This is a genomic window from Marinobacterium alkalitolerans (assembly GCF_017776525.1).
In the GTDB taxonomy this organism is placed as follows: domain Bacteria; phylum Pseudomonadota; class Gammaproteobacteria; order Pseudomonadales; family Balneatricaceae; genus Marinobacterium; species Marinobacterium alkalitolerans.
In genome coordinates, this window is the sequence record NZ_JACVEW010000011.1 from 17,656 (window position 1) to 38,640 (window position 20,985).

A 20,985-nucleotide genomic window follows, 5' to 3' on the forward strand; every position below is an offset into this window, starting at 1 on the left:
GCTCTCCTGCGTCCTCAACTGTGCGGCCGAAAGAGTATAATAATTATCAATTACCATCAACGAATGAGAATTATTATTAATTAATTTTTGTAAAGAGAGGGACGCGGGAGGACGACAGGTTGAGCCTGATGGGCTCGTACAGGGTTAAAACGCCGGGAAAAACTCGCCACGTACAGGGTGGCTGCACGAGGCGGATTGGATGAAGCGAGGCGCGCTAAACCTCGCGCCCCAGAATCGACAGGCTGTAACGCCGACCATCCATACGGGCGATATGCGGCAGGAGGCCCCAGTCTTCAAACCCGAACGCGTGGAACAGGCCGAGGCTGGGGGTGTTGTGGGCAAAAATATAGGCGACCAGATGGGTAACTCCAAGCCCGGGAGCCTGCTCCAGAACGTGCCTGAGCAAGCGCTTGCCCAGCCCCCGCCCCTGCGCATCGGGATGCAGGTAAAGACTGACCTCGACCGTTTGAGCGTAGGCCGGGCGGCCGTAGAAAGGCTCCAGGCTGACCCAGCCAAGCAGCCGATCGTCCTGCTCGGCGACCCAGATCGGCCGCTGTGCGGTATGCCGCTCAAACCACTCACGCTTTTCCGATACCGCCACCGGCTCCGTATCCGCCGTTGCAAGGCGCCCCGGAACGGCGGCGTTGTAGATGCCGACCACGGCTTCGCAGTCGGCCTCAACACCACGGCGAATCAGGCAGGTATCCGTGCTCACAGGCTGATAATCCCGATCGCCTGCAGGAAGATAATCATAATCACCGTGGGCACCAGATAACGAATCAGAACCCGCCAGAGACGGTAGCCGGCACTGTCTCCGCCCAGCTCCTGTGCGGTCGCATCCGGTTTCATCACCCAGGCCGTAAACAGCGCCATCAGCAGACCGCCCAGCGGCAGCATCCAGCCGGAGACCAGATAGTCGAGGGACTCGAAGAAGGTTTTGCCGGCCAGGGTCCAGTCGGCCCCGATATTGAAGGAGAACACGGTTCCCAGGCTGAGCAGCCAGATGCCACTGCCACTGAGGACGCTGGCCTTGAAGCGCGACATACCGCGCTTTTCAATCAGCCAGGCGATGGCCGGCTCGATCAGTGAGAAGGCCGATGTCAACGCCGCAACCGACAGCATGATGAAGAACAGCGTGCCAAACAGCGTACCCAGCGGCATCTGTCCGAACGCGATCGGCAGCGTTACGAAAATCAGCCCCGGGCCGCCACCCGGCTCGAGTCCATAGGCAAAGACGATCGGGAAGATCGCCAGCCCCGCCAACAGTGCCGCCGCCGTATCGAGCACCGCCACCAGAATGGAGGTCCGTGCGATGGATACGCCGGGTGACAGGTAAGATCCATAAATCATCATGGCACCGCCGCCAATGCTGAGCGTAAAGAAGGCGTGGCCCAGCGCGATCAGCACGCCGGATGCCGTCAGCTGGTCGAAATTCGGTTCAAACATGAACGCCAGGGCGGTGTCGAAATGCCCCGTTGTAGTGGCATAGCCCACCAGTATGAGGAGAAAGACAAACAACATGGGCATTAACAGGTTGGCGGCTTTCTCCAGCCCCTTGCGTACGCCCCGCCCAACGATGCCAAGCGTCATGATCAGCACCAGCGTACTCCAGCCCACCAGCGACAGTGGCTGCTGCAGGTGACCATCGAACATCTGACCGATCCGGGCAGGCTCTACCCCTGCAAAGCTGCCACTGGCCGTCAACGGGATATAGGCCAGAGCCCAGCCGGCCACGACCACATAGAAACTGAGCAGCAGAAAGCCGGTCAGCACCCCCAGGCGGCCCACGTTTTTCCAGACAGGACGCGCACCCGCTTCCTCAGCCAGGCGAGCCATTGAGTTGACCGGGTTTTGCTGGCCACGACGGCCAATCAACACCTCGGCCATCAGCATGGGGACCCCCAGCAGGGCGATACAGACCAGATATACCAGCACAAACGCACCGCCGCCGTTTTCACCGGCCACATAGGGAAACTTCCAGATATTGCCTAGCCCGACGGCCGCCCCTGCGGCGGCCAGAATAAAGGAAATGCGGGTGGACCACTGCTGCTGTAACGGTCGGCTGGATGTACGGGTTGGATTACTCATGTCGGGTACCTGATTGAACATGCGCGTATCCTGCCATAACCGAGCCGCTTTTGCTGCAGTCAACTGCGCCGGGTGTTCTCGGTTACGCTGGCATGCCTGGCCTCGGCCACTTCTCCGGTCACCTGATTCAGATAGTTGAGCCAGCTCTCTGCCTGTGTGCGGGTGTCATCAAAGGCGCTGGCCTTCTTGAAACTGCGCCGCGCCTGCGGGTAATCCGCACGCTTGACGTCTGCAATGCCACTGAGCAGATAGAGCTCCGCGGCATCGGGTTTAAGGCTCACCGCCTGATCGATACTCCGCTTCATGGCCCCCCATTGCTGCAGGCGCATATCCAGATAGGCGATTTGACGCCAGGTTTTGAAATCCGGCTGGCGTTGCGCGATACGGGCCAGCGTGGCTCGCCCCTGTTCGTAGAGTCTGGCCTGCAGTTGAGTCTGCGCCAGCAGTCGCTCATGCTTGAGCGTTCGCGTCAGTTGTTTGGTCTGCATCGCCTCTGCAAGCAGTTCTGCGGCCCGCTGCGGCAGTCCCTGCTGCAATAGCAACTGCGCCAGCCAGACATACTGCCGTTCCCGTGTGAATTTGCCGCCTGCCCAGGCAGCCCGAAGCGTTGCCAGTGCATCGGTGTGCCGGTCCCGTATCTGATACACGCTGGCCAGCTGTTCCCAATAACGTTCCCGCTGTGGATAACGGCTCACCAACAGCTCCAGCACCGCCGTTGCGCCCTTCCACTGCTTGAGCTGAAAGTGAGCGGCCAGCTGCAACCGGTACCAGTCCTCGGGAGCCTGGCCTTTCATCGCAATCGCGGTTGCTACCGGTTTCACAACCTGTGCCCACTGCTCCAGCTGAGCGTATCCTTGAGCCAGCAGCAGATAATCGTTGGCCCGGATGGTTTCATCCGCCTGGCCCTTTTCACGCACCTGTTGCATCCAGCGACTCAGCGACTGGACTCCCGCATGCCAGTGTTCCTGGCTCAATTGAAGCTGTGCCAGTGTATGTAAAAGACTGCGCTGACTCTGCGCCGGCAACGCATTCAGCTCATAGGCACCGCCAAAATAGTCCAGTGCGGCCTTATCCTGCTTTCGCGTCAGGGCCAGGTTGCCGCGGAACTGCAGCAGATAGGCCTGTGCCGGGGGCGACAGTTCCTTCTTTGCCAGCCCGCTCAGAGCCTGCTCAGCCTTATCATACTGCGCCTCGGCCATCGCGGCCTGTGCCTGATTGAGCCCACTGAGAACGGCAGGAGGCAGACGCACTGTCTCGGCTGCGGCAGTTGTGCTCAACAACATCAGCAATGACAGCCAGAATTGCTTAAGCATTGTCCTTATCACTCCAGTTTGAATTCCAGTCTTTGCCGAGTACGGAAGGGGATGGCTGACCCGCCCTCCACCAGCGGATTGAAGCGCCAGCGCAACAGCGCACGCTCCACCGCACGATCAAACATGCCGGCCGGGCTGGACTCCACGATCTTGAACGAATCAGGCACCACACGCCCTTGCGTATCCACGGTAAACTCGGCCACCACATGGCCCTCGATCCGTCGGCTCAACGCCCGACGCGGATACTGTGGATGCATGCGCGAGACCGGGCGGGCATTCAACTGTGTCGCCATTCCGGATGAGGGTGCTACAGCCTCTATCGCCTGAACCCCGGACAGGTCTACCTGTGTATTGAAGCTCATCGCCATTTCAAGCGCAGGCGCAGGCATATTCAGTGCCACTGCCGGACTGCTCATGGTGACCGGCTGTGCCAAGTCCGGGTTGGCCGGTGCCGGAGGCTGCTCAGGCATCATTTCAGGTGGTGGCAGGCTTTCGCGCGTGCGCACACGTACGTCGGACTCCAGCGTCATGCGTTGCAGATTGACGGCCGTATAGTCCTGCCTGACCGGCTCGGCCGAGCGCCCGACGCCTGCCAGATGGGCCATCAACACAAACAGCAGCAGGCTGACCAGCAGTGCCGCCGGAGCAAACAGCAGCCCCCGCATCAGCCCGCTCCCTCACGCGTGGCCACCGCAACCTGCTCAATCCCCGATAGTTTGACCTGATCCATCACCTTCACCAGCAGACCGGTCCGGGCGTTGGTATCGGCCTGAATCATCACACCCAGATCCGGCTGTTCCACCTTGAGGCGCTCCAGCGTGGGCCTGATCATGCGCAGATCCACCGGCTGACGGTCCAGCCAGATTTCATCTTCTGCCGTAATCGCAAGCATGACGCCCTGGCTTTCCTTAACCTCTGAAGTGGCGGATACCGGGCGCTCGATCTCGACACCGGCCTCCCGGATAAAACTGGTCGAGACAATAAAAAAGATCAGCATAATGAAGACGATATCGAGCATGGGGGTCATGTCGATATCGGCATCCTGCTCCAGCATCTCCAGATTCAATCGCTGCCTCATCCCCTGGCTCCCGTGATATCCAAACGTTCAGATTGCAGCTGGCTCCAGCGCGCCAGCCGGTTCCAGATCAGCAACCCGCTGACAGCCACCACCATGCCGGCCAGCGTGGGAAGGGTCGCACGTGCCACTCCCGCCGCCATCAAACGCGGGTTGCCGGTACCGTTTAATGCCAGGGTGTCAAACAGATGAATCATGCCGGTCACAGTGCCCAGCAGCCCCACCAGCGGACAGAGTGCGACCAGCGTGCGAATCAGCGGCAAGGCCAGCTGCAGGTCCAGCAGCAGATCGGCACGCTTGAGCTGCCGCACCGCGGAGCCTGGCAACTGGCGGTAACGACGTATCCGGCGCGGGAAATCAAACCAGCGAAACCAGAGCCGCTCCAGCAGCAAGGTCCAGAGCACCAGGCTCACCACCAGCAGCACCCAGAGCACCGGCCCACCCGCATTGAAAAACCCGACCAGCGCCGCTTCAAACTGAGCGACATCAGGCAGCATGGCGCGCCTCCTGCGCATCGCTCAGCTGCTCGCGCTGCAGTGCCAGCAGGGCCAGCCCCTTCTGCTGCAACAACTGCAGCAGGCGGCGGCTGCGCGCAGCCAGCAGGCTGTGGCAGAACAGCAGAGGGATAGCGACACAAAGCCCCAGCACCGTTGTCATCAAGGCCTGAGAAATGCCCCCCGCCATCAGTTTTGGATCCCCGGTCCCGAACAGGGTGATGCTCTGGAAGGTGCCGATCATGCCGGTCACCGTCCCCAGCAAGCCCAGCAAGGGCGCCACGGCGGCCACCAGCTTGAGCAGTGTAAGCCCCCGCTCGAGCAACGGCGCTTCCTTGAGCAGGGCTTCATCAACCCGCAGCTCGGTTTCATCCGTGGTACGCCCACGCTGGCCGGCGAGCAGGATCCGTCCAAGCGGGTTACGGCTGTCTGCAGCGTCAGCCTTGCGCAACTGAGCGCGCACGCCAAACTCCAGCTTCAGGGTGCTGGCCAGCTTCCACAGCGCCACCAGTATACCGATACCGCCCAGACCCAAGATGATGTAGCCGACCAGCCCCGCCTGAGCGATACGCGCCCTGATGTCAGGCGTTTGCGCCAGCAGGGCCAGCAGGTTGCCTCGACTGGGGTCAACCACCAGACTGTCCTCATTGCCGGCAAAGAAACGGGCCGCCTGCTGCAGGGTCGCAGCCGAAGGCTGTACCGGCAGCACATTCAGTTGCCCGGCCTGATAGTTGAGATATTCGCCCTGCGCGGTAATCGCCGTAAAAGGCCCTATGCCAAGCACCTGACGGGTCTGAGTTGTACCATCGGCATTAACGACCGGAGTTTCAAACGGTGCCACTTCACCGGTAGCCGTCATCTCCTGCTGCAACAGGTACCAGAGCCCCTCCAGTTCCTGCCGTGTCGGCACGCGCTTTTGATCGGCAAAATCCAGCAACGCCAGACGACCGGGATAACGGGCCGTGATCATGGAATCCTCCACCAGCCCGCGCAGATCCTGCGCCTGCTGCTTGACCACGCCGAAGACCTCACCCAGCTGCCCACTGCGCACACGCAAGGCCTCCCCCTGCTCGGTCAGTGCATCTTCATTGGCCTGAAAGGCCGCCTTGAGCTCTGCCTGCCGGGCTTCGGCTGCGGCCAGACGGGCCTGTGCCTGTTCAAGAAGGGCCTGTTGACGGTCGGCATCGGCCCGGAACTCGGCCAGCCGCTGCGCATCCGCCCGCTGATCGGAAGCAACCTGGGCGCGGACCTGTTCCAGCAGCCGTGTCAGCTCATTCGCCTGTGCCGGAATAACCAACAGACACAGCAAACAACCACACAGTCTTACGAGGGCGCTCATGATGCACCTCCCGGCTGCTGAATCGGCAGTTCAAGCAGTTCCGGCACCGACTGTTGGCGCGCCATGTGGATGCCCTGCCGAATAGACCAGTCATACTGCTCGTCCAGCGAAATCCAGCGCTGCTGTCGAGCATCCCAGCGACCACTCTCTTCGCCATCGAGGCTCTGGTAGTAAAGCGCAACACGGCCCAGACGCAGGAAGGTCACTTCGCGCCCTTCCTGTGACAACCGGTCACGCCAGGCCTCCAGTGTGCGGCCGTATTCGGCCTCGATCTGATAGGCTTCCAGCATCTGGCGGTATTTCTCGGCCAGACTCACATCCGCCCGATCCAACAGACGCGCCAGACGGGCTACGCGCTGTTCCCGCTCATCTGCCAGAAACGGCAGGTCATGGGCCACGAACTCACCCAGCATGGCCTGCATCCGCACCAGCAACGGCAGGGTTGCCTGCTCGGTTTCCGCCAGCGAAGCAAGCTGAGCCTGGATATCCTCAAGCTCAAGGGACTGGTCTTCAACCATCCGCGCCAGCTGGCGATTGTAGGCTTCCATCAGCTCTGCCTGCTGCACGGCAGCGGAATAGGCCTCATAGTTGTCTCGGGTCTGCTGATCCAGCTGCTCGATACCGCGCTGAACCTCAGCCCCCTGCCTGTGGGACTGTTTCAGAGTGTCTTGCGTCTGTTCCAGCGTGGCGGCTGCTGCCACGGAGGCAGGCAGGCAGCAGGCGAGGAACAGTGCCGAAGTGAAGGGCGTGCGATCCATGAACGATCCATTCAAATAGATTAAGGTTCTTTAAGCGGTTAGTACGGGTGCCTCATTAAGGGCACCCGCAAACGCCAAAGGCTCAGTAACGCCAGCTCAGCTTGAACATGGCATTACGCGGCGCACCGTAGTACGCCTGCGCCCAGCGAACACTGTTGATATATTTTTCATCGGTCAGGTTATTGATATTCAAAGAGGCGGTGAGGTTGGGGTTGATCTCGTAACGCGCCATCATGTCAACCAGTGCATAGGCATCCTGCTCGGCGACGCTGCTGGACACTTCATCCTGCCAGCGCACGCTGCCGCCCAATGTCAACCCGGGGAGAGACTGGAGTCGGTACGTTGAGGACAGCTTGACCAGGTGGCGGGGGGTTTCCGTTTTGGTTCTGTTGCCTTCCGCATCTTCAATATCCAGGTAGGTATACCCGGCATTCATGTGCCAGCCGGGCGCCAGCTCACCCGAGAGGTCAACCTCAACGCCCTGACTGGTAACACCATCCACCCCTCGGTAATAACTCTGACCATTACCGAACGCACCTGCCAGCTCGGCCACATTCTGCTGTGTAGACTGAAACAGGGATACGGCTGCATATGCCTGCCCCTCAAAGAGGCTGGCCTTGAGGCCGGTTTCATAGGTAGAGCCGGTCAGCGGATCCAGCAGGCTGCGATTCTGATCCTGCTCCTCCTGCGCTTCAAAGATCTCGGTATAACTTGCATACCAGGTGTATGTATCGTTCAGCGCGTACGTCAGGCCTGCGTAGGGAACAAGCTCCAGGTCATACTCCGTATTGCGGGTACTGCCATAGCTTTCGCCTTCACTTTCCAGGGTTACGGCCTTGAGCCCTGCAATCAGATTGAATCGGTCAGTCAGACTAAAGCGACCTGCTCCATAAAGGCTGGCCTGCTTATGGGTCCACTCACTGCCATCAACACTGGCATCAAACGCCGGTTCCGGGTAGCTGCCATCAAACGCTTCCTCCTCGGTCAGTGCGGTGCCTATACCCTGTCCGTAGTTGGACTCATCCCACACGTCTGACTTGAACCACTGGGCACCCAGGATCATTTCATGTTCACGACCTCCGATCAGGAGCGGCCCCGTTATCTGTGCATCCGCTATGATTTGCTCGGTCTGCATGTCATAACGGCTGGGGTAAGCGGCCAGACCGGTGCCGGTTGTTGCATCAGGCGTTCCGTATACATAGAACAGTTTGCTGTCTGAGTCGGTATCCGTATGGGTAAGGCGACCGGTTAATACCCACCCATGACCCAGCGTCTGCTGAAGCTCGGCAAAGGTGTTCAATGTTTCGTTGTTCCAGTACGACCAATCAGCAGAAGTGCTGGTAGAAGGGTCATAGTCCGTCGGATTGCCGTTGGTGTACTGCATCGGCAAAGCCCCCCAAAGCGGGCTGTCCGCATTATCCCGCTGACGACTATGCCCCAGGGTAAGCAATGTACTGGCACTCAGATCAGCCTCGATCACACCATAGAAAAGGGTCCGTTCCTTCTCATAACGATCCAGATAGGAGTCCTTGTCTTCAAGTGCCAGAACCGCACGTCCACGCACACTGCCGGTTTCATTGAGGGTGCCCGAAACATCGCCCTGCAACCGATAGCGATCCCAGGAGCCTGCTGTCACATCAAGAGCCACCCGAGAATCACGGGTAGGACGCTTGCGCACCAGATTAACGGTTGCAGACGGATTGCCGCTGCCTGACATCAGCCCATTGGCCCCTCGCAACACTTCCACTCGCTCATACAGTGCGGTATCAAGATCTCCCATCTGGTTACCGTATACCGCCGGCACTCCGAGCCCATCGAGCTGAAAATTGGTGATATCGAAACCACGCGCAGTGTAGTAAGTGCGATCAGTTTCAACGCGCTCAACACTTACGCCAGGCGTTGACTCCAGCACGGCATTCAGGTCATCAAGACCGAAGTCATCCATCTGCTGGCGGCTCACACTGGTGAGCGCCTGGGGTGTTTCCAGCGGTGATAATGCCAGCCCCGTCGCACTGCGGCTGACAGGCGCTTCATACCCTTGATCGGAGGCAACGGCCTTGATCTCAACAACATCCTGCTCAACAGACTTTTCTTCTGCCTTTGCCGAAATGGATAAGGTGCCCGTAGCCAACGCCACCGTAACAGCATAATAAAGCGGGTTTCGTTTGAACTGCATGAATCGAATCTCTTTGAATCGTTGAATGAACAGCATCCATACCGTTTAAATCTAACGCAAATCTAAACGATAATGCTTTGCATTTAAATAGAAAGATACAAATTATTCATCCGTTTTTTATGAAACCACCACTTTGATGAGCCCACAGGCGCGCATAACACCCCTCCAGATTCAATAACTCCTCGTGGGTTCCCTGCTCCGCCACACGCCCTGCTTCCAGCACGACCAACCGGTCCATGGCCGCAATGGTCGACAAACGATGCGCGACCGCAATCACCGTTTTTCCCTTCATCAAAACCGACAGATTCTCCTGTATTGCGGCCTCCACTTCCGAATCCAGTGCTGAAGTGGCCTCATCCAGCACCAGCACAGGGGCGTTTTTCAGCAGCACACGGGCAATGGCTACACGCTGCCGCTGCCCACCTGACAACTTGACGCCACGCTCACCCACATGGGCGTCATACCCCTTTCTGCCAGCATCATCCTGCAGGGTTTCAATAAAGGTGTCGGCATGTGCCTGACGTACAGCAGAGTGCATCTCAGCCTCACTGGCATCCGGCCGACCGTAAAGCAGGTTGTCACGTATTGAGCGGTGCAGCAGCGCCGTATCCTGACTGACCACACCAATGGATGCCCTGAGGCTTTCCTGAGTGACAGCCGAAACCGACTGGCCATCGATTCGAATATGCCCTTTATTAAGGTCGTATAAGCGCAGCAACAGGTTGATCAAAGTCGACTTTCCAGCCCCCGACCCACCCACAATGCCAACCTTTTCACCGGGCTTTATCTTGAGCGTCAGGCCATCAATCACAGGTACTGCCGAGTCGTAACCAAACACCACTGAGTCAAATTCGATAGCCCCCTTTTGCACCACCAGCGGTTGCGCGTCGGGCCTGTCCAGCAACTCCTGAGGCTGAGCGAGTAATCGCTGCCCATCCTGTACGGTGCCGATATTGCGAAACAGGGCCGCAATTTCCCACATAATGAACTGGGACAGGCTCTTGAGACGCAAGGTCAGAGAGACCGCTATGGTAATGGCTCCAGCTGTCACACTGCCCTCGCGCCATAACAGTATCGACAATGCGGCAGTGGCAAAAATCAGCAGCGCATTCAGCATCCACAGGGTGATATTCAACCCGGTTATGCGCCGCATTAATGGATATACGGCATCCAGAAAACGCTGCATGCTTTGGCGGGCATAATCCTGCTCACGCTCAGAATGGGCAAAGAGTTTCAACGTATGAAAATTGGTGTAACTGTCTACAATCCGGCCGGTCATCTCAGACTGAGCATCCGCCTGCAGGCTGGCATGGTATTTAAGCTTGGGCACTTGCGCACACAGCAGAAACAGATACCCGGCAGCCCATATCAGCAGAGGCAGCGACAAGCGCCAGTCGGCCGACAGAATAAGTGCGGTCATGCCGGACAGGTACACCAGTACATACAACAGCACATCCAGCAGCTTCATCACGGTTTCGCGCAAGGATTCGGATGTCTGCATCACTTTGGTTGCCAGGCGACCGGCAAACTCGTTTTGATAAAAGCGGTGGCTTTGCCCCAGCAGGTAACGATGTGCATGCCAACGAATGGCCGCACTCATATTGACGAATAACGACTGATGAAACAGCATCGAGTGAACCACCACGGCCAGAGGCAACACCACCAACACCAGCAATGTCATTCCCCAAAGCTGAACCCCTTCCTGCTCGAACAGGGAAGCGGGGTCACGGGTTCCGAGCCAATCCACCAGATTTCCCAGAAAGCCGAACATGGCCACCTCGATAGACGCGACGACCAGGGTCATGACGCCCAACAACAGCAACGTCTTTTCATATCCCCGACAGTAAAAACGAAAGAAAGCCAAGGTGCCCGCAGGCGGCTGCTCGGCAGGATAATCGGGAAAGGCGTGCGTCAGGCGTTCGAAAAGCGAAAACATGGAGGGACCTCAGGACATTCAATGCAGGCGACGGCGCGCCAGGAGCCAGATGAAGTAGCTACCGCCAACAACCGAGGCAAGCAGCCCCGCCGGTATCTGTTGGGGCCAGATGAGAATGCGACCGGACCAATCCGCCAGCAGCATCAGCGACATACCCACACCCGCCGCCACGAGCAGTTGCGGCACTACGCGGCGAGCCCCCAGCAGGCTAGCCATATGCGGTGCGAGCAAGCCGACAAAGGCGACAGGCCCGAGCATAGAGGTAACCAGTGCGGTCAGAAGTGCCACCAGCAACAGGAGTAGAATACGTGCTCGGGATTTATCCAGCCCTCGCCCGGCCGCGTAATCATCCCCGATCGATATGAGTGTCAACGCACGCCGTGCCAGGAGTGCCAGCAGAAGTCCAGACAAGGTACCCGCCATCAGCAGCCACGCCTGGGAAGAAGAGATGCGATAGGTTGAACCGGCCAGCCACCCCAGAATAGCCGTCGTGTCCTGGGTGCCTCGTGCCAGGGAAAACTGCACCACCGCTTCCAACAGTGCCGCCAGCGAAATCCCCGTAAGCGCCATCATGCCGGGGGCATACTGGTGACGCCGACCCAGCAGAAGTAACAGCGCCAGAACCATGAGACTGCCCCCCAGTGCAACCAGAGGCCCCGCTTCACGAACCGCCCCCCCAAAGAGCATCACGCTCATCACCAGTGCCAGGGTGGCACCGGCTGAAAGCCCCAGAATATCCGGACTGGCCAGGGGGTTACGAATCAGGCGCTGCAGTACAGCCCCGGCAACTGCCAACGCCGCGCCGGCACTGGCTGCCGCCACGACTCTGGGCCAGCGCAAGGACAGTATCAGGTCGTCCGGCCAACCCCAGTGCCACCCCTTGGCACCGGGTGCCAGCGTGAGTGACAGCCCCGCGAGCAGCACTACTGACAGAATCAGAGCGCCACCCGTGAATGGATGCAACTGTTGCCGCCCCTGTGGCAGTTGTCGACCTGCCTCCTCGCTTCTGAGGCGGTTACGTGCCAGCCAGATCAGGGCTGGCGCACCGATCAGCGCAGCCGCCGCACCGCTGGGCACCATATCGACTGACCATTGGCTGAAAAGCAGTGCCAGCAAGTCCGTCACCGTCAGCAGTAAGCCCCCAAGCAGCAGGCTGTATCCCATTTCATCGCGCGCAGTACGGGTGCCCAACAATCGGGCCAGGTTCGGCGTCAACAGGCCGATAAAGCCGATCAGCCCAACTGCCGTAATGCTCACGGACGTAAGCCACAGAGAGGCCAGAATCAACAACAGCATTGCGGGCAACAGATTCATGCCGCGCCCCTGCGCAGCCGTTTCCCCCAATCGCAGCAATGTCAGCGGTCGGGCAGCCAATAACATCAGCAAGGGCAGCGGCCAGAGGCGCGGCAGCAGCCAGGTCACTCCATCCCAATCCGTTTGCGCCAGATCTCCCGCCCCCCAGATAAACAGGTTGCGGGCGTACTGCTCATTCAGCAGCACCAGCCCGGATGCCAGTGCGCCCAGAAGGAGGTTAACGGCCATCCCTGCCAACACGACCGACAACCCTCTGAGACCGGACCGGCCTGCGATCACCAGGACCAGCATAACGGCCAGCATCGCTCCCAAAAGGGCCGCCCATCCACCCCATAACGCGGCCAGAGAAGGTGATACGAGCGTGATAATGACAAGCCCCAGCCAGGCCCCCGAGGATGCCCCCAGAGTCATCGGCGATACCAGCGAGTTCTGCAGCAGCTGTTGCAACATACTGCCGGCAAGTCCCATGGCACCTCCCACCAACAGTGCCATCGACACCCGTGGCAAGGACGAAAACCAGTATTGATAGCCTGCAAAGTCATAGGGCTCTGCTCCCAGCAGCAGCTCAAACTGATCAGGTATCGACAGCGAAGTGTCGACCTGGAGGTGCAACACCACCACCGCCAGCAGCAACAAGAAGGTCAAACAGTAACGCCGCATCAGGTCTGGATCTCCAGCAGCGCTTCGGTTATGGCTTCTGCCAAATGCTGAATTGATAATGCCCCGCCATAGGTCCAGACCGGCCTGACGGCCGCGATACGGTCATTCTGTACAAAGGGCATGAACTGCCACAACGGTGTACTGAACAACTGCTCACGTTTAGGAAAAGGTTCGATATAGAGCAATGCACCCTTTTCAACGGCAGCCAAATCGGTGACTTTCTTTTGCACCTGCCCCCAGGTGGTCACAGGTTGAGGCAGTGCGTTCTCCAATCCCAGTGAATTGAGGGCCGCTTCTACCATGGAGTTGGCGCCATAAACCCGTGCATGGGTCGCATTTCCCAACCGCACAACGGCCACTTCAGGGGGCTTCCCGTGAAAATGGGCCTGTACCTCTTGTGCTAATTCACTCAGGCGCCGGTCTCGCTGGCGCAGCCTTGACTGCGCCTCAGAATGCTTCCCCAGCGCCTGCGCCAAGGCAATAAAAGAGGCCTCTACGGCCGCCGAGTTGTTATGGTCGGCACGAAAGTTATCGAAATAGAGCACCGGAGCGATAGGCTCTAGCTTTTCCAGCAGCCCTTTTTGTTGAGATCCGATAATGATCAAGTCAGGCTCCAACGAAATCAGTAGCTCCAGGCTGGGCTCATCCCGCCGCCCCACATCCGTCACACCCTCAGGCATGGCTGGACGCACAACCCAGTCGCGATACCCTCGGATATCGGCAACACCGACTGGCGTGACGCCCAACTCGATCAACTCTTCAGCAGCTCCCCAGTTGAGTGCGACAACCCGCTTGGGAGGGGTTTCAAAGCGCTGAGTGCCGCGACTGTCGTTCACCTGAATCTCGGCTCGAACCGACAGACTCAAACAACACAGCAGAACGATCAATAACACCTTGAATCTATTCAAAAGCATGACGCTTACCTTCAGGCAACAACCGCTAACATCTCATCCCGGTCAGGATGAGCGCAGAGTCGAATATCAATGTCATAGAGGCTGGACAGCGTGCGTTCACACAGCAATTGCTCAGGGAATCCGTCAAATGCAACCTCCCCCTGCTTAAGCGCCAGGATTCTGTCGGCGTACCGCATGGCCAGATTGATATCATGCAAAATAACCACGACCCCCCGACCAGCTTCCCGGTTAAGCCGATACAGCAGCGACATGAGTTCATATTGGTGGGACAGATCGAGGGCCGAGGTCGGCTCATCCAGCAACAGCAGCGGTGATTGCTGCGCCAAAAGCATGGCAACCCAAGCCCGCTGACGCTCTCCGCCAGACAGAACGTCAAGCATGTGGTCCGCATAACGCAGTACATCGGTCTGTGCCATGGCTTGCTCGGCAATTCTCTGATCTTGAGGTGTCATGCGCGACAGCCAGCCCCGCCAGGGGAAACGTCCCTGCAATACCAATTCGCACACCCGCATTCCGGACACCACTGGCAACTGCTGCGGCAAGAACGCCACCTCTCGCGCCAGGTCACGCTGTGAGAAGGATTGCAATGGCTGACCCTTGAGCTGAATCTGCCCTTCATCGGCCGCTAACTGGCGTGCCAACACTTTCATCAGCGTCGACTTGCCTGAGCCGTTATGGCCCAGGATGACTGTCAACTCATCTGTCGCAAGGCACAGCTGATCCAGCCCAAGGATCACTCTGCCACCGCGGTGAACACGAAGATCATTCAGCTCCAGCATCCGGGTGCCACTCCTCTTGCAAGCGTTTGATACGAGTCGTTTTTGACTGCCGTGGGCAGGTCTTGCACAGGCCACCATCCTGACGACGAAAATGCTGACAGCAGCCTTTTCGATCCAGCGCCAGTGCTGGTGACCTGTCCGGTAGCTCAAATTCCATTAGCGCACTGGCACTCTTCAAGCCTGCTGCACGCAACCAATGCTCCGCCAGGGAATGTGCTCTGGTATTACTGGCTTCTGCCAATAAAGGACGAATACGCAGCAGGGTCGACAGAACTCGGTCAGCCAGCAGGCGCCGCGCCAGAGCGGAGTTGATACGAATAACCCGCCCCAGATCTGTCAGCGTTACTTCACTGACCTCTCGCAAGTAAGCACCCATCTCCGAGCGAGAAAGAACACCGGAGGGCAGGATCTCATCCCCCAGCACCATCCCCGCAACCACCGTATCCTGACATTTCTGTCCCAACTGAAGCAGATCGACAGGTCTGGACATCACCTCGGTTGCAAGGAGGGTTACCAGAACCGGCTGCCACATGAGCAGATTCCAGGCGCGCACGCTCCAGTAATGACGCCCGGCTTCCGGATGATGTTTTGCCAATGCGGACACCAATGCTTCGAGCTGACCGTCTTGCGCCCTGGTCAGAACCATTACATTGGGTGCGCTCAGCGATCCTTGATCCACGGGCAGAGCAGGTAGAAGTTTCCAACACAACTCAGCCAGTTTTTGCGCCGAGCTGTCTTCACTTTGCTCTATGCCCAATGTCTGTGTCACAACCGACACCCCCGATCCGTCAATCTGGCGGCATAGGATAAATAGTTACAAACCGAATAACAATGATTCTTATTTGTTTTATGATTTTAAAATGGTGCTAGGATAACAAAAAACCCGCCGAAGCGGGTTTCAATCAGGCTGGATAATATCTCAGCAGAAGCTCATCAAACCGCCTTGTGAGCGATGATGTCTTTCCACTTGGCCGGGCCTGTGGTGTGAACGGACTCGCCGGAGGTATCGACCGCTACGGTCACCGGCATATCCTTCACTTCAAACTCGTAGATCGCTTCCATCCCCAGTTCCGGGAAGGCGATAACGTCGGCGTGCGTGATCGCCTTGGATACCAGGTAGGCGGCGCCACCCACAGCCATCAGGTAGACGGCCTGGTTGTCCTTGATCGCGTCGATGGCGATCGGGCCACGCTCGGATTTGCCGATCATGCCCAGCAGGCCGGTGCTTTCCAGGATCTGACGCGTGAACTTGTCCATGCGGGTAGACGTTGTCGGGCCAGCCGGGCCAACCACTTCGTCACGGACCGGATCGACCGGACCCACGTAGTAGATAAAGCGGCCTTTCAGGTCCACCGGCAGCTCTTCGCCGTTGTTCAGCATTTCGACCATGCGCTTGTGCGCAGCGTCACGACCGGTCAGCATCTTGCCGTTGAGCAGGATGGTTTCGCCGACTTTCCACTCTTTCACCGCTTCCGGGGTGATCTCGTCCAGGTTCACGCGACGGGTATTGGCACCAACCTCGAAGGTCACTTCCGGCCAGTCATCCAGGCTCGGCGGCGTCAGCACGGCCGGGCCATTGCCGTTCAGGGTGAAGTGGGTGTGACGGGTGGCGGCACAGTTCGGGATCATGCACACCGGCAGCGAAGCCGCATGGGTCGGATAATCCTTGATCTTCACGTCCAGGATAGTGGTCAGGCCGCCCAGGCCCTGAGCACCGATACCCAGTGCGTTCACCGCGTCCATGATCTCCAGACGCAGCTCTTCGACGCGGTTCTGCGGGCCACGTTCACGCAGCTCGTGAATGTCGATCGGGTCCATCAGAGACTCTTTTGCCAGTACCGCAGCCTTTTCGGCAGTACCGCCGATACCGATACCCAGCATGCCCGGCGGACACCAGCCAGCGCCCATGGTCGGAACAGTCTTGACGATCCAGTCGACGATGCTGTCAGACGGGTTCAGCATGACCATCTTGGATTTGTTCTCAGAACCACCACCCTTGGCCGCCACGTGCACTTCCACTTCGTCGCCTTCAACGATTTCGTAGTGGATAACCGCCGGGGTATTGTCCTTGGTGTTCTGACGCTTGCCGGCCGGATCGGCCAGAATGGAAGCGCGCAGCACGTTATCCGGATTCATGTAGGCACGGCGCACACCTTCGTTGACCATGTCGGTCACGGACATCTTGGCGTCCCACTGCACGTTCATGCCGACTTTCAGGAACACGGTCACGATGCCGGTATCCTGGCATATCGGACGGTGACCCTCAGCACACATGCGAGAGTTGATCAGGATCTGCGCCATGGCATCCTTCGCCGCCGGGTTTTCCTCTTTCAGATAGGCTTCGTGCACACCTTGAACGAAGTCGATCGGGTGGTAGTAGGAAATGAACTGCAGCGCATCGGCGACGCTGTTGATGAAATCATCCTGGCGAATAACGCTCATTGACGACTCTCCAATCTGCTGGGTTTGGGTTCATTGCGTACGAACGATGCCGGAGGGCACATCCGAACACGGACAGAATCTGGTGGCGCATTATACACCAATTTAGCCGCTGGATTTCTCGGGTATTGGTATTAGAAAGGCAAGGGCCAGGGGTTGATCAGTGCCAGGCAAAACAGCAGCCCGAAGCCAAGCAGCACGCGGGCTGTCGCTGGCGTAATCGGCGTCCGCAGGCTGGCAGGCGCGCCGAGCAGCCGTAATGGCTTTCGCACCAGCGGCAGGCTCAACAGCACCCAGAAGGCTCCGGGCAAGAGACCCAGCCACAACAGCAACGCCACACTGAGATAGGCCAGTGCCAACAGTGCCTGATACAGGCGGACACCGGCCGTATAGCCGATTCGCACCGTCAGTGTTTCAAGCCCCTCGTGCCGGTCCTGCTCGTAGTCACGCAGCTCGTTGCTCAGCAGGAGCAGCGACACCAGCACACTGACCGGCACGGATTGCAGTACCAGCGCGGTATTCAGCTCTGCTCCCAGCGCCACGGCACTGCCGGCAATCATCAGTATGCCCATCAGCCAGAACACCAGCACAACCCCGAGCCCACGGCTTTTATAATTGATCGGGCTGAGTGTGTATCCCAGCGCCCCCAGCAGCCCGAGCACACAGAGCAGTAAAAAGCCCAGTCCCTGTTGCGCCACGAAGTACAGCCCGATCACGGCCGCGATCAGGAAACAGCCCATTCCGGCCCGAAAGTTACGCCGCACGGCCACAATCAACCGGTCTGCGTCCGGCTGATGCCGCAAGGTCTTGATGTCGGCGTAATCGTTGATCAGGTTCACCCCGGCCTGCAGTAACACCCCGCCGGCCAGAACCATGAGACTTTCCAGCAGAGAGATCGGCACCTGACGCGCCGCCAGTACCACCCCGATCAGGCAGGTCACCATCGCCACCGGGAACGAAAAAGGCCGCAGAGCTCTCAAAAAGCGGTACTTCCCCGCCCGTGCGGCGGAGGTAGGAGTTGCCATCAACGCAGATATCCTGTGCATAAAAAAAGGGAGCCAGGCTCCCTTGATTGAAACTGAAGCCTCAGCCCCGCTCGGGCGCATTCGGCAGATCTCGCATCAGCAGCGCATAGGTCATATCGGTATTGAAATTGACCGGAATGCTGACACGGTGGCCGGACCCCGGTGCCACTTCGGCCTGCTGACCTTTCCTGTTCAGCATCTCCTGCAGCTTGAAGCGCTTGTTACCCGCGGGGGTCATCAACTCCAGGGTATCCCCCAGCTCAAAGCGGTTTTTCACATCCACCTCGATGAAGCCTTTCTGCGCATCATGCCCGGTAATTTCGCCAACAAACTGCTGATGCACGCCCACGGAGTTGCCGGTTTCGTAATTCTGATACTCGTCATGCACGTGGCGGCGGTAGAAGCCTTCCGTATAGCCACGGTTGGCCAGGTTCTCCAGCGTATCCATCAGGCTCATGTCGAAGGGCTTGCCGGCGACGGCATCATCGATCGCCTTACGATAGGCCTGGGCGGTGCGCGCCACGTAATAGTGGGACTTGGTACGCCCTTCGATCTTGAGCGAGTCGACGCCCATCTCGGCCAGCTTGTGCACGTGCTGGATGGCGCGCAGGTCCTTGGAGTTCATGATGTAGGTACCATGCTCATCCTCAAACGCCGGCATGTACTCACCCGGGCGGGTCTCTTCCTGCAACAGGAAGATCTTGTCGGAGGGCTCACCTTCCCCCAACGCCGGCTGCCCAGCGCCAGCCCTGGGATCAAATGACTGCACCGGCACCACATCACCGGACTCATCCTCTTTCGCCTCGTGCGCGTCATACTTCCAGCGACAGGCGTTGGTGCAGGTGCCCTGGTTCGGGTCGCGGTGGTTGATATAGCCGGACAGCAGGCAACGACCGGAGTAGGCGATACAGAGCGAGCCGTGAACGAATACTTCCAGTTCGATCTCGGGACACTGCTGGCGGATCTCGGCCACCTCGTCCAGCGACAGCTCACGGGACAGGATGATGCGCTCGATGCCGGCACGGTGCCAGAACTTCACCGAGGCCCAGTTCATGGTGTTGGACTGGACCGACAGGTGGATCGGCAGATCCGGGTACTTGTCCTTGACCATCATGATCAGACCGGGGTCGGACATGATCAGCGCATCCGGTCCCATGGCGATCACCGGATCCAGATCCTTCATGTAGGTCTTGAGCTTGGAGTTGTGCGGCAGAATATTGCTGGCCACAAAAAACTTCTTGCCCAGTTCATGGGCGATGCGAATCCCTTCCGCCAGATTATCGTGCGTGAAATCGTTGTTGCGTACACGCAGGCTGTAACGGGGCTGACCTGCATAGACAGCATCCGCACCGTAAGCGAATGCATACTTCATGTTTTTCAGTGTCCCGGCCGGGGACAGCAGTTCGGGTGATCGCATAGGGGTAGTCGTATCTTGTTTCGTGGGCCCGATGCCTTGCATCAGGTGGACAGGTGTACATCAAACAGCGGCGTGTAAATGGATCCACGCTCACCGGGACGGCTCTGGTACAACACCACAGAGTCTGCCGGTGTGGTCAAGCCCGGCTCCGGCCAGGACTCTGGGACCTCGAATCGGTTCCGAGCAGGCAATCGCGCCAGCGTCACATGGGGCTTGAAATCGCGCTCATCATACCGGATTCCGGCCTTTTTGGCGATATTCACCATCCGCAGATGCAGGGCTTCCAGCGCCTCATGATGGCTGGTCAGGGCCGCCAGCACCGACAGGCGAGGATTGGCGCGGTAATAGCCCAGATGATCCAGTGGCACCATGAAGGCCGGCTGGTCCTGCAGCCCCTCGCGGGCAATGGCTTCCAGCTCGGACACCTGATCCAGCGTCACATTGCCCAAAAAGCACAGCGTCAAATGATAGTTGGTCGAATCGACCCACTGCGCATCCAGCCCACGATCATATTCGCACAGGGTATCGGCGCAGTCCGACAAGGGACGCGCGATTCGCTCGGGGATCGGCAACGCAAAAAAAGTTCTGATCTTCATAAGCAGGTTTCAGCGCGGGGCCGATCAGGCCCCCTTCGCCCTGTCCATCAAGCGTTTCTGCGCCGGATGAGACAGCACGGATTTCACCCACCGGTGCACATTCGGATAGGCCGAGTAATCAAAACCGGTCAGCTTGGGCCAGCTCAGCACCAGCGCACCGTGGATATCGGCGATGGTAAAACGGTTGTCGCTCAGCCACTCCTGCCCGTCCAGCTGCCGTTCCAGCAGTGGCAGAAAACGGTTCAGTTCGTTACCGGCACGCTCCATCACGGCCTGATCCGGGTTGTCGCGGTTGAACTTGAACTTGAACTGGATCAGCATGTCCAGAGCAGGCACTTCCAGCTGATTACTGATATAGAGTGACCAGCGCAGAATGTCCGCCTCGGCAGCCGGCGTATCAGCCCAGAGCCGCCCTTCGCCGTACTGGCGCGCCAGGTAATAGAGAATCGCCTGAGTTTCAAACAGGACCAGATCCCCATCCACCAGCGTCGGGATCTTGCCGGTGGGGTTCAGGGCGCGGTATTCCTCGGACTGCGTCTGCTCACTCCGAGGCAGCATATCGACGCTCTCATATTCAAGGCCCAGCTCTTCAAGCGCCAGCATCACCATACCGGCACGGGAAAACACACTGCCATATACCTTGATCAACGTTGTTACTCCTG

19 protein-coding genes are annotated in these 20,985 nt (G+C 58.7%); all 19 read right to left on the reverse strand.

Going from position 1 to position 20,985, the window contains the following annotated elements:
* Window positions 1-214: 214 nt before the first annotated feature.
* Window positions 215-715, reverse strand: a complete 501-nt coding sequence (locus tag H9C73_RS08365) for a GNAT family N-acetyltransferase (RefSeq protein WP_209287368.1) — start codon at window positions 713-715, stop codon at window positions 215-217.
* Complete coding sequence (locus H9C73_RS08370) at window positions 712-2,109, reverse strand: sodium-dependent transporter (protein ID WP_236014176.1); 1,398 nt, start codon at window positions 2,107-2,109, stop codon at window positions 712-714. Before H9C73_RS08370 ends, H9C73_RS08365 begins: the two co-directional genes overlap by 4 nt.
* Window positions 2,110-2,147: 38 nt before the next feature.
* The gene (locus tag H9C73_RS08375; protein WP_209287369.1) at window positions 2,148-3,401 is read right to left on the reverse strand and encodes a tetratricopeptide repeat protein; all 1,254 of its coding nucleotides are present in this window, start codon (window positions 3,399-3,401) and stop codon (window positions 2,148-2,150) included.
* An 8-nt stretch (window positions 3,402-3,409) separates the two neighbouring features.
* Complete coding sequence (locus H9C73_RS08380) at window positions 3,410-4,066, reverse strand: energy transducer TonB (RefSeq protein WP_209287370.1); 657 nt, start codon at window positions 4,064-4,066, stop codon at window positions 3,410-3,412.
* Window positions 4,066-4,479, reverse strand: a complete 414-nt coding sequence (locus H9C73_RS08385) for an ExbD/TolR family protein (RefSeq protein WP_209287371.1) — start codon at window positions 4,477-4,479, stop codon at window positions 4,066-4,068. The genes H9C73_RS08380 and H9C73_RS08385 overlap by 1 nt, the downstream gene beginning before the upstream one ends.
* A complete protein-coding gene (locus H9C73_RS08390; protein WP_236014177.1) occupies window positions 4,476-4,973 on the reverse strand; it encodes a MotA/TolQ/ExbB proton channel family protein in 498 nt (165 codons plus the stop codon). Before H9C73_RS08390 ends, H9C73_RS08385 begins: the two co-directional genes overlap by 4 nt.
* Complete coding sequence (locus tag H9C73_RS08395) at window positions 4,963-6,309, reverse strand: MotA/TolQ/ExbB proton channel family protein (RefSeq protein WP_209287373.1); 1,347 nt, start codon at window positions 6,307-6,309, stop codon at window positions 4,963-4,965. The genes H9C73_RS08390 and H9C73_RS08395 overlap by 11 nt, the downstream gene beginning before the upstream one ends.
* On the reverse strand, window positions 6,306-7,067 hold the full coding sequence (locus H9C73_RS08400) for a DUF3450 domain-containing protein (protein WP_209287374.1): 762 nt from the start codon (window positions 7,065-7,067) through the stop codon (window positions 6,306-6,308). The genes H9C73_RS08395 and H9C73_RS08400 overlap by 4 nt, the downstream gene beginning before the upstream one ends.
* A gap of 82 nt (window positions 7,068-7,149) precedes the next feature.
* A complete protein-coding gene (locus tag H9C73_RS08405; protein WP_209287375.1) occupies window positions 7,150-9,243 on the reverse strand; it encodes a TonB-dependent siderophore receptor in 2,094 nt (697 codons plus the stop codon).
* Between the two features lie 106 nt (window positions 9,244-9,349).
* Window positions 9,350-11,179 carry an ABC transporter ATP-binding protein gene (locus H9C73_RS08410; RefSeq protein WP_209287376.1) on the reverse strand — a complete coding sequence of 610 codons (1,830 nt, stop codon included), beginning with the start codon at window positions 11,177-11,179 and terminating at the stop codon, window positions 9,350-9,352.
* An 18-nt stretch (window positions 11,180-11,197) separates the two neighbouring features.
* Window positions 11,198-13,153 (reverse strand): Fe(3+)-hydroxamate ABC transporter permease FhuB, encoded by a 1,956-nt coding sequence (gene fhuB / locus H9C73_RS08415; RefSeq protein WP_236014178.1) that lies wholly within the window; start codon window positions 13,151-13,153, stop codon window positions 11,198-11,200.
* The gene (locus H9C73_RS08420) at window positions 13,153-14,067 is read right to left on the reverse strand and encodes an ABC transporter substrate-binding protein (RefSeq protein ID WP_209287377.1); all 915 of its coding nucleotides are present in this window, start codon (window positions 14,065-14,067) and stop codon (window positions 13,153-13,155) included. Before H9C73_RS08420 ends, fhuB begins: the two co-directional genes overlap by 1 nt.
* Window positions 14,068-14,078: 11 nt before the next feature.
* Window positions 14,079-14,846, reverse strand: a complete 768-nt coding sequence (locus H9C73_RS08425) for an ABC transporter ATP-binding protein (RefSeq protein WP_209287378.1) — start codon at window positions 14,844-14,846, stop codon at window positions 14,079-14,081.
* Entirely contained in the window at window positions 14,830-15,615 is a 786-nt protein-coding gene (locus H9C73_RS08430) for a siderophore ferric iron reductase (protein ID WP_209287379.1), read from the reverse strand. Before H9C73_RS08430 ends, H9C73_RS08425 begins: the two co-directional genes overlap by 17 nt.
* Before the next feature lie 164 nt (window positions 15,616-15,779).
* A complete protein-coding gene (locus H9C73_RS08435) occupies window positions 15,780-17,288 on the reverse strand; it encodes a fumarate hydratase (RefSeq protein ID WP_209287380.1) in 1,509 nt (502 codons plus the stop codon).
* Window positions 17,289-17,419: 131 nt separating this feature from the next.
* On the reverse strand, window positions 17,420-18,310 hold the full coding sequence (locus tag H9C73_RS08440; protein ID WP_209287381.1) for a prenyltransferase: 891 nt from the start codon (window positions 18,308-18,310) through the stop codon (window positions 17,420-17,422).
* Window positions 18,311-18,371: 61 nt separating this feature from the next.
* A complete protein-coding gene (trhP, locus tag H9C73_RS08445) occupies window positions 18,372-19,727 on the reverse strand; it encodes a prephenate-dependent tRNA uridine(34) hydroxylase TrhP (protein ID WP_209287382.1) in 1,356 nt (451 codons plus the stop codon).
* 41 nt (window positions 19,728-19,768) lie between these two features.
* Window positions 19,769-20,323, reverse strand: coding sequence for an RNA 2',3'-cyclic phosphodiesterase (gene thpR, locus H9C73_RS08450; protein ID WP_209287383.1), 555 nt, complete (start codon window positions 20,321-20,323; stop codon window positions 19,769-19,771).
* 24 nt (window positions 20,324-20,347) lie between these two features.
* The gene (locus H9C73_RS08455) at window positions 20,348-20,971 is read right to left on the reverse strand and encodes a glutathione S-transferase family protein (protein WP_209287384.1); all 624 of its coding nucleotides are present in this window, start codon (window positions 20,969-20,971) and stop codon (window positions 20,348-20,350) included.
* Window positions 20,972-20,985: the final 14 nt, after the last annotated feature.

What these genes read in the sequence shown, in the direction of transcription:
- H9C73_RS08370 (WP_236014176.1), bottom strand. Translation starts at nt 2,109, where the DNA reads ATGTTCAATCAGGTACCCGACATGAGTAATCCAACCCGTACATCCAGC.
- H9C73_RS08375 (WP_209287369.1), bottom strand. Translation starts at nt 3,401, where the DNA reads ATGCTTAAGCAATTCTGGCTGTCATTGCTGATGTTGTTGAGCACAACT.
- H9C73_RS08380 (WP_209287370.1), bottom strand. Translation starts at nt 4,066, where the DNA reads ATGCGGGGGCTGCTGTTTGCTCCGGCGGCACTGCTGGTCAGCCTGCTG.
- H9C73_RS08385 (WP_209287371.1), bottom strand. Translation starts at nt 4,479, where the DNA reads ATGAGGCAGCGATTGAATCTGGAGATGCTGGAGCAGGATGCCGATATC.
- H9C73_RS08390 (WP_236014177.1), bottom strand. Translation starts at nt 4,973, where the DNA reads ATGCTGCCTGATGTCGCTCAGTTTGAAGCGGCGCTGGTCGGGTTTTTC.
- H9C73_RS08395 (WP_209287373.1), bottom strand. Translation starts at nt 6,309, where the DNA reads ATGAGCGCCCTCGTAAGACTGTGTGGTTGTTTGCTGTGTCTGTTGGTT.
- H9C73_RS08400 (WP_209287374.1), bottom strand. Translation starts at nt 7,067, where the DNA reads ATGGATCGCACGCCCTTCACTTCGGCACTGTTCCTCGCCTGCTGCCTG.
- H9C73_RS08405 (WP_209287375.1), bottom strand. Translation starts at nt 9,243, where the DNA reads ATGCAGTTCAAACGAAACCCGCTTTATTATGCTGTTACGGTGGCGTTG.
- H9C73_RS08410 (WP_209287376.1), bottom strand. Translation starts at nt 11,179, where the DNA reads ATGTTTTCGCTTTTCGAACGCCTGACGCACGCCTTTCCCGATTATCCT.
- fhuB (WP_236014178.1), bottom strand. Translation starts at nt 13,153, where the DNA reads ATGCGGCGTTACTGTTTGACCTTCTTGTTGCTGCTGGCGGTGGTGGTG.
- H9C73_RS08420 (WP_209287377.1), bottom strand. Translation starts at nt 14,067, where the DNA reads ATGCTTTTGAATAGATTCAAGGTGTTATTGATCGTTCTGCTGTGTTGT.
- H9C73_RS08425 (WP_209287378.1), bottom strand. Translation starts at nt 14,846, where the DNA reads ATGCTGGAGCTGAATGATCTTCGTGTTCACCGCGGTGGCAGAGTGATC.
- H9C73_RS08435 (WP_209287380.1), bottom strand. Translation starts at nt 17,288, where the DNA reads ATGAGCGTTATTCGCCAGGATGATTTCATCAACAGCGTCGCCGATGCG.
- H9C73_RS08440 (WP_209287381.1), bottom strand. Translation starts at nt 18,310, where the DNA reads ATGGCAACTCCTACCTCCGCCGCACGGGCGGGGAAGTACCGCTTTTTG.
- trhP (WP_209287382.1), bottom strand. Translation starts at nt 19,727, where the DNA reads ATGCGATCACCCGAACTGCTGTCCCCGGCCGGGACACTGAAAAACATG.
- thpR (WP_209287383.1), bottom strand. Translation starts at nt 20,323, where the DNA reads ATGAAGATCAGAACTTTTTTTGCGTTGCCGATCCCCGAGCGAATCGCG.